Source organism: Sedimentibacter sp. (assembly GCF_033447055.1).
In the GTDB taxonomy this organism is placed as follows: Bacteria; Bacillota; Clostridia; order Tissierellales; family Sedimentibacteraceae; genus Sedimentibacter.
Genome location: NZ_JAWQJF010000013.1, coordinates 1 through 11,343, shown reverse-complemented (window position 1 = coordinate 11,343; position 11,343 = coordinate 1). Strand labels below are relative to the sequence as shown.

The following is an 11,343-nucleotide window of genomic DNA, read 5'->3' as shown; positions in this document are numbered from 1 at the left end:
CAAGATCCCTACAGTTCATTAAATCCACGTCTACCTGTTTATGAAATTGTAGGAGAGGCCATGCTTCAACACAATATTGTAAGAAATAAAAAAGAAATGAAAGAAAAAGCAATTGAAGTAATTATGAGATGCGGACTATTCCCCGAACAAGCAGACCGTTACCCTCATCAGTTTTCAGGCGGACAGCGGCAGCGAATTTGCATAGCCAGAGCATTAGCAGTCAATCCTGAATTTATTGTGTGTGATGAAGCAGTTTCTGCTTTAGACGTTTCAATACAATCACAAATTATAAATCTTTTAAAAGATGCACAAGAAGACTTTGGTTTAACTTATTTGTTTATATCTCACGATTTGTCAGTTGTAAAATTCATAAGTGACGATGTTGCAGTGATGTACCTTGGTCAAATAGTTGAAAAAGGAAGTGAACAACAAATTTTTACAAATCCTCTGCATCCATATACAGAAGCTTTGTTGTCAGCTGCTCCTTCCTTTGATCCTACTGTAAGACAAAATAAAAAGCGAATAATTTTAAAAGGGGACATTCCTTCTCCGGCTAATCCGCCAAAAGGTTGCCGCTTTCACACACGCTGTCCTTATGCAAAGGATATATGCAGAGAAAAAGTACCTGAATACGTTGAAATTAATGATGGGCATTTTGTAATGTGCCATAAAGCAAATGGAGTAATTTAAATGTTATTTGGAAAAAATAGAGTTGAAAAAGACTTAGAAAAAATAAGACGAGCTAATTTGCCAAGTGAATATAAAAATGATGAAGAGCAAAAATACGAAAGTGCTAAATTGAAACTGGAAAAGAATGACCTTTTAGCTATGATACTGGCAGTGTTTTCATTGGTGCTACCATACTTTATAGCGTTTGTAGCCATAATGACAGCAGTGGTGTTTTTGTTGGGATATTTATATTGAAAAACCGGGATTTAATCCCGGTTTTTCACTAAGCTGCTACTTAAATTCTAGTTACGTTAGCTGCTTGGTCTCCTCTGTTTCCTTGAGTAACGTCAAAACTTACTTTTTGACCTTCTTCAAGAGTTTTGAATCCATCTCCTTGGATAGCTGAGAAATGTACGAATACATCATTTCCATCTTCCTTTGTAATAAATCCAAATCCTTTTTCTGAGTTAAACCATTTAACTGTACCCTTAGCCATGAGTACCTCCTAATAATATATTATTTTATATTCCATAGTATAAAAAATTCACATATTTTTACATATTATATACAGTGACACATATAATATCTAAAAACATGTGAAATCTATAAATACATCTGTAATACTATTAAAGTATAATATACAAATTAAAATTTGTCAATGTTTTTTTGAATTAACAGGTACATTTTATTTGCAATTTAAATGTTTATAATAAAATGTACCTGTTTTTAATTCGTAAAATTTTTGATTGTTTTATAAATTTTAATGTTCTTCCCAATCAGTTTCATATTTGGAAAATTCATTTGCCAATACTTCATCAGTATAATCTAAAATAATATGTCTTACTATATTATCCATTGTTCCTATATCATCGTCTTCATCAAAATGAGATTCGCCGAGTAAATCTTGAAATATGCTGTATGCTCGGTTGTATGATATGTTCATTTTTGTCAATTCATTCAGCATTTCTGAACTTATAGAATTCTTGAAATCTTCAAAACTCATTTCCTGAGCATGTTTTTTAATCATTAACTCACCTTCTGCTTCTTTTCTTTTCTTTCCAAATATTCATCATATGTCATCGCCATATCAACCATACCGTTATCAGTAAGTTCGATAACTCTGTTGGCAACAGTTTGAATAAACTGATGGTCGTGTGAAGAAAACAACACAATTTCTTTATAATCCATTAAACCATTGTTTAATGCTGTAATAGATTCAAGATCCAAATGGTTTGTAGGTTGATCAAGAATTAATACATTAGAACCGGAAAGCATCATCCTTGAGAGCATACATCTTACTTTTTCCCCTCCGGACAATACATTTGCAGGTTTTAACGCATCATCTCCTGAAAACAGCATTCTACCCAAGAATCCTCTTAAGAAGCTTTCTGACTGATCTTCTGAATACTGTCTCATCCAGTCTACAAGATTTAAGTTTACTCCTTCAAAAAATTTCGAATTGTCCTTTGGAAAATATGACTGTGTTATTGTTTGTCCCCATTTAATTGTTCCTGTATCAGGTTCCAATTCACCTGTCAATATTTTAAACAAAGTTGTTTGAGCCTGTTCATTTTCTCCGACAAATGCTATTTTATCATCTCTATTTACTCTGAATGAAATATTCTTTAGTATTTCATTGCCGTCAATTGTTTTTGATACATTTTCAACTGTAAGGATTTCATTTCCTACTTCTCTGTCAGGTGTAAACTTTACAAAAGGATATCTTCTGGAAGATGCAGGCATATCCTCCATTTCCAGTTTATCAAGAAGCTTTCTTCTTGAAGTTGCTTGCTTGGATTTTGACTTGTTTGCAGAGAATCTTTGAATAAAGTTTTGTAAATCCTTTATTTTATCTTCTCTTTTCCTATTTTGATCTCTCATTAGCTGCTGCATCAATTGACTTGATTCATACCAAAAATCATAATTTCCCACATACATTTTAATCTTTTTGAAATCAATATCCACAATATGTGTACACACCGTATTTAAAAAGTGTCTGTCATGGGATACAACTATTACTAATCCTTCAAAGTCAAGTAAAAAGTCTTCCAGCCAGTTGATTGATTCAATGTCAAGGTTATTTGTAGGTTCGTCAAGAAGAATAATTCCAGGTCTTCCGAACAAAGCTTGTGCCAGCATAACTTTTACCTTGTCACCGCCGTTTAAGTCTCTCATGTATGAATAATGCAAATCCGAACCAATTCCAAGGCCTTGAAGAATTTGGGCAATTTCTGTCTCTGCATCCCAACCGTTCATTTCAGAAAATTCTCCTTCAAGTTCAGAAGCTTTTACTCCGTCCTCGTCAGTGAAATCTTCCTTTGCATAAAGCACCTCTTTTTCCTTCATGATTTCGTACAATCTTTTATTTCCCATCATTACAGTTTCCATTACGGGAAATTCATCATACATGAAGTGGTCCTGTTTTAAAACAGACATTCTTACATTGTTTGGTATCGCAATTTCCCCTGTTGTATAATCAATTTCTCCTGATAATATCTTTAAAAAAGTTGATTTTCCCGCACCGTTTGCTCCTATAACTCCATAGCAGTTGCCAGGTACAAATTTTAAATTTACGTCGTTAAAAAGCTTGCTTCCTCCAAATTGGAGACTTAAGTTTGTTACTGTTATCATTTAATCATCCTTATATATATTATTTTTTATATTTTATTTTATGCAATATTTAAGCCTTTAAAAGAATATCATATTAAATTAAATATTGCAAGAAAAAAAGGAGCATGGGAAAATATTGCTTCCCAACACTCCTTTTACTTAGTTTTTCTTGTTTAGGAAATTCGGAATTGTGAAGTCAAACGGATTATTATCACGACTCGCTAATTTATCTTCTTTTCCGGTTCTTACACCTTCAATTTTTTCGTTTTTAACTTGTTTTATATCTTTGCCTTCACCAAAACCTGTTGCAATAACTGTAATTTTGATTACATCTCCAATGGATTCATCAATATTTGCTCCAAATATGATATTTGCTTCAGGATCAGCTGCTTCTTCAATGAGTTTTGCAGCTTCATTAACTTCATGGATTCCCATGCTTGTACCACCGGTAATATTTAACAAAACTCCTCTTGCACCATTAATAGATGTTTCTAAAAGTGGACTTTGAATAGCTTGTTTAACAGCATTCAATGATCTATTTTCGCCGGTAGCTTGCCCTATTCCCATATGTGCCAGCCCTTGACCTGACATAATAGTTTCAACATCTGCAAAATCCAAATTCATTATAGCCGGAATAGCTATCAAATCAGATATACCCTGTATACCTTGTCTTAGCACGTCATCTGCAAGAGTAAAAGCTTCAAGCATAGTTGTCTTTTTATCTGATATTTCCAAAAGCTTATCATTTGGTATAACCACTAAAGTATCTATATTTTCCTTTAATTTTTTAAGTCCCGATTCAGCATTTTTCATTCTATTCTTGCCTTCAAACATGAAAGGCTTAGTTACAACTGCTACAGTAAGTATCCCTTGTTCTTTTGCAATATTCGCTATATAAGGTGCTGCACCTGTACCTGTACCTCCACCCATTCCTGCAGTTATAAATACCATATCAGCGCCTTCAACTAATTCAGCAATGTCTGCCTTGTTTTCCTCAGCTGCTTTTTCACCTATTTCAGGCTTAGAACCTGCACCTAATCCATTGGTAAGTTTTTCGCCAATTTGAAATTTAATTTCTGCCTTAGATGAATATAATGCCTGCTTGTCCGTATTTACGCTTATAAATGTAACGCCTCTGACACCGGCTTCAATCATTCTGTTAACAGCATTGTTTCCACCGCCCCCAACGCCTATTACTTTAATATTTGCAAGTCTTTCTGATGGTTCCTCAAATTGAAACATATATTGACCTCCTAAACGAGAGAAAATTTTTCTTTATTCATTATAAGACGTATTATATCATAACTTATTAAATTTTCATACATATTTTTAAACAGTTTACTTTTTTTTATTATTTTTTTCAAGCAAATAATTTAGCATAATCTTTAAATTTTTATAAATATTATTTCCAAATGCAAAAATCGCTGCCAAATAAATAGGCAACCCCAGCTGTTCCCCAATGTAACCTAAAAATAATGCAAATGCTAAATCACCTGCTAAAAACACTATGCTTTTTACGGTAGTTAATCCACCATTTAAGTTTTCAGCTAACATATTAAAAATAGAATTTAGCATAGCCAGTACTGTTAGAGAAATATAAACAGCATATTCAGGACTGTACACTAAATTTAAATTCAACCCAGCTATTACACCAAGCACTAAGCCTGCAGCAACATATATCATTTAATTCAACCCCTTATCTTTCTACGCTCTGCGCATATTTAACTTGAGAATCTGATTCTTTGAACTTTGGAATTGAAAGATTATAGCTCATTATCACTGCAACTTCCATTCCATATTTGTTTTTTAAATCATAGGCATAAGTGCCTTCTTCAGTCAATACATTGTATAAAGCTTCCTGGTCTCCCACTGCCCTTATGACAAAAGGAGCAGGAACCGCTTCCCCATTTATTTTCAACACCGGTCCAGCACACACAACCTCTGATATATTTACAATTCTTTTGCTATTCACATCGATAGCTTCAGCGCCGGCACTTTTTAAATCGTTTAGCAGTATTGTAATATCAACATCATGTACAATTTTATCCATGATATCTAAGTTTTCATCTTCGCTTATGCTGTCTGAAACCCTAAGCATTATTCCGGGACCTCTCACGTCAGTAAAACCATTATAAAATTTTAATTCCTCGATTTTAGAATTAATATCTATTATTTCATTAAAAAAATTTTCGTTTTCATAATTACTAATTTGTTTTTCTTCATTCGTTACTTCAGTTCTTAAATTATCAACCACTTTACGCATGTCTTCTATATTGTCTTCATATTTGTTTAAATTTTTCAACAAATAAATAGAATTTTCATCGATATTTGCATTTACCCCATTTACGATTGTGGCAGAAACGATAAAAATCAGTACAAATATTATAATATTCAAAGGTTTGATTTTTATGTCAATCTCCTCCAATCTTTATGATTCTTCTTTAATGGTTATAGGTACTGCATATTTAAATTCTTTTTCACCATCATATCTGTTTATAAAAACTTCAGTAGAGTTTTCAGTTTCTATAGTATAGCCTATTTGGCTAAGCTGAGACACGATACCACCTACAAAATTCAAAGAAGCATCTATAGTCCTTGAATTCCCTATTGCCTTTATTTCTAAAGGAAGCACCATTGCTACACCATTTACATTAATGTGATCTAATACCGGAACTATTTCTGTATAGTTTGTATACCTCTGGCCATTAATCGATATTGCTTCTACTCCGGCATTATTCAAATAACTGATGAGTGCCAAAATATACTGATGGCTTGATGCAAGACTTACATAGTAATTAGGCTGAGAGTCAATAGTTATTATAGTACCTTGTCCTTTAACATCATAATACCCTGACAATATCTGCTGTTTTTTCAGTTCTTCTTTGAGTCTTTCCAACTCTGCTTCTTTTGCATCGTATATTTTCCCATTTTCATCAGCTGTTTGTTTAAGAGCATCTAATTCTTCCCTCAGCTTTGTTTTTTCAATATTAAGCTCTGCAAGCTCATTATTTAACTGGCTTGCTTTGTCTTGGGGCGTATCATTTCCTAAAATATTATTTGTTGTTTGAACTTGCGTCATGCAAATAATCCCCAATATCACACTTATAGCAAACAGCATTCCCTTTTGCCACATTTTATTCATTGTATTCCTCCATTTTAAAGTCCTCTATATACACAGGACTATCCCCCTTTGTAAAATCTATTAACCCATTAGATACCGTTAAATTGTTATTTAATCTTTCATTTATTATTTTCATAGCAAAAACAATTTGATATTTAATATCTTCGCAAAGTCTTATTTTTATCATTGTACCATATTCAGTTGCAAGCAAAATACTATTATTTCTATCAACCGTCACACTTTTCATTGTTTCGCTTCCAACTTCGCTGCTAATATATTCAATAGTATCAAATATACTGTTAATATTGTCAATACCGTCAAATTGTACGCTATCTCCTACATTGTATATCACCTCAGTCAAACTTTCAATAGATAATAATTCATTTTTTTTCGTGCTAGTGTTAAGTACAATTCCGTATTTATCAGTTATTATGAATTCATTATTGTAGAAAATTTGATACTTTTCTTTTCTTTCCTTTACTTCTATATATATTTTATTTGGAAGTTCATAAACAACTTTTGCACTCTCAATATAAATTTCATTTTCAATATTTTCTTTTACTTTAGTTCTGTCTGTTTCAAAAATCTTGCTGCCCAGTTCAATTTTTGACTGCTGCAAAATATACTCTTTATTGTATGTCTCATTGCCTGAAATATCAACTTTAACCAAATCAAAATAAGAAGTTTCAAAATACATGTAGTAAAAGCAAAAAACAACAACTACAGCAGCTGTAAAAAAAGCTGCTGTACTAATGAAAAGTTTTCTGAACTTTTTTTTCTTTTTCTTTTTCTTTCGTTTATTGTTGTTTTTATCTTCTGACATTGTTTTACCTGATTTTTATGATTTTCGTAATTATTTTAATCATTGGTTGCTGTTATTATAGCCCCTAAATTCTGAAGTTTATTAATAAACTTTTCATATCCTCTATTTATGTGATAAATATTATTTATTTTAGTTATACCTTCTGCTCCTAATGCTGCAATTACCAAGGCTGCACCACCGCGCAAATCCTTTGCTTCAACCTCTGCGCTATATAGTCTGTCAACGCCTTCTACTACAGCAACCCTTCCGATAGTTGTTATATTAGCGCCCATTTTTTGAAGTTCGGGAACATGTTTATACCGGCTGTCAAAGACTGTTTCTTCTATTATTGTTATTCCATCCGCAGTAGCCATACTCGCCATAAATTGCGCCTGCATATCTGTTGGAAATCCGGGATATGGTTGTGTCGTGATTTTTTCTATGGCATTTATTCTGCCACTGTTAGAAATTACAATAGTTCCATGTGTTTCCCTTATTTCACATCCTGCATCTTCATATATTGAAGTAATTGACTTAAAATGAGATTTTTCTATGTTTCTTATGTATATTTTGCTCTTCATCGATGCTGCTGCACTCAAATAAGTCCCTGCCTCAATGCGGTCGGATATAATCTTATATTCCACAGTATCTGTATTTTGTGTTTCTTTTCCTTCTATTACAATCAATCCTGTTCCTGCACCGCTTACGCAATAACCGCACGTATTCAGAAAATTCTGCAAGTCAACTATTTCCGGTTCTTTCGCAGGATTATTAATAACTGTCTTACCTGGCACTCCAACTGCAAACAACATAATATTCTCAGTTGCTCCAACACTTGGATAGTCTAACTGAATTTCGCAACTGGACGGTTCTGTTACAGAACCAACTAAAAGCCCATTTTTCTCAAGTATTTCTACCCCTAATTTTCTTAACCCTTTTAAATGCAAATCAATTGGTCTAAGACCAATTTCACATCCTCCCGGATATGCAATTTCAACATTTCCTGTTCTAAGGAGCACTGAACCCATCAGTATAATAGATGACCTGATTTTTCTTACAAGTCTTTCCGGTACTGAAAAAGTGTTAAGTCCTCGCGTGTCAATTAATGCAACGCCATTATCATATTGAACAGAACATCCCATACTTTCCAGAATTTCCAGCATATCTTTAACATCTTCGATATCCGGTATATTTTCAAGAAGATATTCTCTTCCGCAAATAACTGTACTAGCTAAAATAGGAAGAGCAGCATTTTTAGACCCGCCGATATCCACTATTCCCTCTAAGCTGTTTCTTCCTTCAACTATAAAGCTTCCCATCTTTATCCCTCCGCAACAAGAATAACATATTATATGTTATGCATAGATTTTTTACTTGTTACTTTTGGATTTCAAGTTAATAAGATTTACCATAGCTTCATATATTTTATTTTCAACATCAGTATTCCCCATCCTTCTAGAATTTAAGGACATCGCTTTAAGCATATTTTTATTGTCGATTATTTCCTCTATTGCCTTTATAAGCTCAGTACCGTTTAAATCCTTTTCAAGTATAACTTTAGCAGCGCCTTCCTTTTCTAAAACACGTGCATTGTATTCCTGATGATTTTCAGCAGTATACGTCTTGGGTATGAGTATAGATGGTACACCAATTACAGTAATTTCAGCAATTGTGATAGCTCCGGCACTTCCAATTACAATATCTGATGCCGACAAAGCCGTCGCTGCATCATACATGTAATTTTCAACTTCTATATTTTTTTCGATTTTTACATTGTGATTAAGCTTTTCCATAAAGTCATCATAAAGTCTTTTTCCTGTTACATGAAGAATTTTGATGCCGTTTTTCCCGTTGTATTTTTTTATGACATCTATCATTGCTTCATTTAAGCTTATTTGTCCGCCGCTTCCCCCAAAAGAATATATATATATGTCGTCAGAACTAATATTAAACTTATCTCTTGATTTTTTCCTGTCTGCTGTTAATATATCCTTTTTTACAGGATTTCCCACTAACACTAATTTATTTCTCACTTGTTCCGGAAAATACTTTTCTGCTTCACTAAAACTTATTCCAATTACGTCCACAACTTTAGAAAGCAATTTATTTGTTATTCCCGGAAAAACATTTTGCTCGTGAATCATTGTTGGAATTTTATTCAAATGCGCTGCCAAAACAACAGGACCACAGACATATCCACCTGTACCAACAACTATATCAGGCTTAAAATCTTTTATTATTTTAGAAGCTTCTATAACACCTTTTGCTGATGCTATCATAGTTTTTATATTTTGAATGCTTATTTTCCTTACTAAATATTTTGCAGTTACATGTTTAAAATTGAACCCCTCTTTAGGAACGAGGTCACTTTCCAATCCGTTTTTTGTTCCCACATACAATATTTCATTTGATAAATTTTGAAGCCTAACTTTTTGTGCAATGGCTAAAGCCGGATTGATATGTCCTGCAGTTCCGCCACCAGTTATAAGTACTCTCATTTAATCACGTTCCTTTTATAATTTGTATAACAGTTATTAAATAGGCGCAGTCTCGCATCACAAATTTATTTGCTCGCTACCACTCACATAAATTTGGTGCTCGTTGCGAATGACCTACCGCCATTTTTCAGAAAAAAGACTCTGAAAAATGGGGTTAGGGCATCTTAGTTCCTAAAAGTATTTGCGTATTTAGATATATTTAATAAAATTCCCATGGAGCATAATAAAAACATCAGTGATGATCCTCCCGCACTTATAAAAGGAAGAGCTCTTCCTGTAGGAGGCATTGAGGATGTTGCTACAGCAACATGTATTATAAACTGAACCAACACCAATGTTGTAATGCCAAGAGCAACCTGACTTCCAAAAAAATCTTCAGTATTCATTGAAATTCTTAAGCCGCGCCATGCAAACACAACAAAGCCCAACATTACAAATACACATCCTATAAATCCTAATTCCTCTCCAATTATTGAAAAAATAAAATCATTATACGCTTCAGGGAGATAAAAAAACTTTTGTCTGCTTTTTCCAATTCCCATGCCAAAGAGTCCACCTGTTCCAAGAGCATACAATGACTGAATTATCTGCCATCCCTCATCTTGTTGATATTTAAAAGGATCAAAAAACACAATAACTCTTGTAATTCTGTAAGGCTGCATTGCAATCATCACAGCAATCCCCAGAACAGCAGCAATAACTAGCATTACTAAATGACATATTCTGGCACCTGCACAGAAAAACATAACCATGAGCGCTCCTCCAAGTATAATCGCTGTGCTTAAATCATCCTGCAAAGCAATTAAGCCGCAGAACACACCAATAAACAACATAGAAGGTATAAATCCTTTTGTAAAGGAACTCATGTTTTTTCGGTTTTTATCGAAATAATTGGCCATGTATAAAACTCCGCCTATTTTAATTATTTCTGAAGGTTGTAATGATATACCACCGATATTTATCCATCTTTGTGCACCATTAGAAGCTATTCCCAGAACTACTGTCAAAAGAGCAAATCCAACACACGCAATCAATATAACCTTATTGAATTTTGCATATATTTTGTATGGGACAGTTGCAAAAAAAATCATGCCAGCAAGCCCTATAACTGCTGCCATCACTTGTGTTTTTAGAAAATAAAACGGATCTCCATCAAATTTATAATATCCGTCGGGATAACTGGAACTATAAACCATCAAGAAACCAAAGAGCACCAATACTACAATTATAAAAACCAAAACCCAGTCAACAGTTTTTTTACTCGCTTTGTGTACTGATTCCTCCATAATATTTTACCCTTTCCTTAAAATCTCTTCCCCTAACTTCATAGTTAAGGTACATTCCCCAGCTGGCGCAAGCGGGTGAAAGAACTACATTATCTCCTTCTGCGCTCAATTCAAAACATTTTTTCACAGCCTCATCCATGCTTCCTACTCTGTATATGTTAGTAAAGCCATATTTTCGGGCACAGTTTTCTATGTCATCTGCAGTCTCACCAAGAAGAACCATGGCTTTTACTTTATTGTCAAATGCATTTATAAATTCATCGTACGATGACTTTTTATCATAGCCCCCTGCAATTAAAACAATTGGCTTTTCTATTCCCTGTACGGCTTTAATTGAAGCATCAGGATTTGTTCCTT

General features: G+C 33.6%; 14 protein-coding genes. 2 read left to right on the top strand and 12 right to left on the bottom strand.

Annotated features, from left to right (window positions below; all coding sequences use genetic code 11):
* Positions 1 to 690 (top strand): oligopeptide/dipeptide ABC transporter ATP-binding protein (locus tag SA378_RS01065; RefSeq protein ID WP_318524144.1); only part of this gene is annotated, 690 nt, incomplete at its 5' end.
* Complete coding sequence (locus SA378_RS01060; protein ID WP_318524143.1) at positions 691 to 924, top strand: hypothetical protein; 234 nt, start codon at positions 691 to 693, stop codon at positions 922 to 924.
* 40 nt (positions 925 to 964) lie between these two features.
* Here SA378_RS01060 and SA378_RS01055 read toward each other — a convergent pair whose 3' ends face one another.
* From SA378_RS01055 to SA378_RS01000, 12 genes are all read right to left on the bottom strand, one after another.
* Entirely contained in the window at positions 965 to 1,165 is a 201-nt protein-coding gene (locus SA378_RS01055; protein WP_019229488.1) for a cold-shock protein, read from the bottom strand.
* A gap of 264 nt (positions 1,166 to 1,429) precedes the next feature.
* Positions 1,430 to 1,696 carry a hypothetical protein gene (locus SA378_RS01050; RefSeq protein WP_318524142.1) on the bottom strand — a complete coding sequence of 89 codons (267 nt, stop codon included), beginning with the start codon at positions 1,694 to 1,696 and terminating at the stop codon, positions 1,430 to 1,432.
* Positions 1,696 to 3,300, bottom strand: a complete 1,605-nt coding sequence (locus SA378_RS01045; protein WP_318524141.1) for an ABC-F family ATP-binding cassette domain-containing protein — start codon at positions 3,298 to 3,300, stop codon at positions 1,696 to 1,698. Before SA378_RS01045 ends, SA378_RS01050 begins: the two co-directional genes overlap by 1 nt.
* A gap of 138 nt (positions 3,301 to 3,438) precedes the next feature.
* Complete coding sequence (gene ftsZ / locus SA378_RS01040; RefSeq protein ID WP_318524140.1) at positions 3,439 to 4,521, bottom strand: cell division protein FtsZ; 1,083 nt, start codon at positions 4,519 to 4,521, stop codon at positions 3,439 to 3,441.
* A 96-nt stretch (positions 4,522 to 4,617) separates the two neighbouring features.
* Positions 4,618 to 4,962, bottom strand: coding sequence for a DUF1290 domain-containing protein (locus SA378_RS01035; RefSeq protein ID WP_318524139.1), 345 nt, complete (start codon positions 4,960 to 4,962; stop codon positions 4,618 to 4,620).
* A gap of 13 nt (positions 4,963 to 4,975) precedes the next feature.
* Positions 4,976 to 5,704, bottom strand: a complete 729-nt coding sequence (locus SA378_RS01030; protein ID WP_318524138.1) for a DUF881 domain-containing protein — start codon at positions 5,702 to 5,704, stop codon at positions 4,976 to 4,978.
* A 3-nt stretch (positions 5,705 to 5,707) separates the two neighbouring features.
* On the bottom strand, positions 5,708 to 6,421 hold the full coding sequence (locus tag SA378_RS01025) for a DUF881 domain-containing protein (RefSeq protein ID WP_318524137.1): 714 nt from the start codon (positions 6,419 to 6,421) through the stop codon (positions 5,708 to 5,710).
* Positions 6,414 to 7,223 (bottom strand): cell division protein FtsQ/DivIB, encoded by an 810-nt coding sequence (locus SA378_RS01020; RefSeq protein ID WP_318524136.1) that lies wholly within the window; start codon positions 7,221 to 7,223, stop codon positions 6,414 to 6,416. Before SA378_RS01020 ends, SA378_RS01025 begins: the two co-directional genes overlap by 8 nt.
* Before the next feature lie 35 nt (positions 7,224 to 7,258).
* Complete coding sequence (gene murA / locus SA378_RS01015) at positions 7,259 to 8,521, bottom strand: UDP-N-acetylglucosamine 1-carboxyvinyltransferase (protein WP_318524135.1); 1,263 nt, start codon at positions 8,519 to 8,521, stop codon at positions 7,259 to 7,261.
* A gap of 51 nt (positions 8,522 to 8,572) precedes the next feature.
* Positions 8,573 to 9,700: an undecaprenyldiphospho-muramoylpentapeptide beta-N-acetylglucosaminyltransferase gene (gene murG, locus SA378_RS01010; RefSeq protein ID WP_318524134.1), complete on the bottom strand. Its 1,128-nt coding sequence runs from the start codon at positions 9,698 to 9,700 to the stop codon at positions 8,573 to 8,575.
* Between the two features lie 164 nt (positions 9,701 to 9,864).
* The gene (ftsW, locus tag SA378_RS01005) at positions 9,865 to 10,986 is read right to left on the bottom strand and encodes a putative lipid II flippase FtsW (RefSeq protein WP_318524133.1); all 1,122 of its coding nucleotides are present in this window, start codon (positions 10,984 to 10,986) and stop codon (positions 9,865 to 9,867) included.
* On the bottom strand, positions 10,958 to 11,343 hold a 386-nt coding region (locus tag SA378_RS01000; protein ID WP_412178657.1), incomplete at its 5' end, for a glutamate ligase domain-containing protein. The genes SA378_RS01000 and ftsW, both read right to left, overlap by 29 nt.